At 68.9% G+C, this 852-nt stretch carries 1 protein-coding gene; it reads left to right on the top strand.

Annotated elements, in window-relative coordinates:
• Positions 1-78: 78 nt before the first annotated feature.
• Positions 79-759 (top strand): hypothetical protein, encoded by a 681-nt coding sequence (locus tag AC3WOH_RS34840; RefSeq protein ID WP_492233894.1) that lies wholly within the window; start codon positions 79-81, stop codon positions 757-759.
• The last annotated feature ends 93 nt before the right edge of the window (positions 760-852 follow it).

Genomic DNA, 852 nt, shown 5'->3' with positions numbered 1-852 from the left:
TGCAAGGTACCTACCTTGCTGCACGCGGGCGCCTTGCATCCAGCCCCCAGGCCGGGCAACGCGATCCACCAAAATAGTGTGAACAGGCCCTCCAGGCCCGCTGAAGGCCAGGCCATCGTGCGCGGCATGCACCGCGAAACCAACCAGGGCATCGCCGACCTGCTCGCCGGCAAAGTCACCTGGGGGCAATTTCTGGAGCAAAGCATCGCCCGCATGCCCGCCAATCGCGCCACCCTGCAGGCCTACCACGACAAGCTGCAGCTGCAACAACAGCGGCCACAACAAGCCCCAGGCGGCAGCAACCGGCCCGCAGCAGCAGGCAGCGCCCCCGCCGCCTCCACCGTCCCCGCAGCCTTCGCGCCCCCTGCCGCCATGCTGCGATGCATCGCAGACATCTGGCAAGACCCCGCCATCGCCCCCGTGGCCGCCCGCGTGCTGCCCGACTCGCGCGAAGCCGCCACCCGCCTGCGCGCCAGCGCCGACCTGGCCAGCGACGCCGAAAAACCCGCCGTCGCCCTGTGGCGCACCCGCACCGAAAAGTGCCAGGCCGTCAGCGAAACCGCCGTAGCCACCTGGCCCGCCGACGCCCAGGCCCTGGTGCGCCAATGGTTCACCGAATACGCCCAGGCCATCCAGGCCGTGTACGACGGCCGCCTGGCCTGGGGCGCCCTGCTGCACACCACCGACGCCCTCACCCAAAGCATGGACGCCAAGTTGACCGCCATTGCGGACAGGCAGGCAGGCGAGAAAAAGCGCTAGGGTCTATTCGCACTAATTTCGGGGTCGCGAAGGCCCTTGCCGGCGTGCCAATCTAGGCGCGCGACGCCGCGTGTGCTCTTGCACATGCAAGGA

This window comes from Acidovorax sp. FW305-C-20-28 (genome assembly GCF_058783375.1).
The sequence above is the reverse complement of the archived record's forward strand: the minus strand, read 5'-3'. Positions and strand labels throughout refer to the sequence as shown.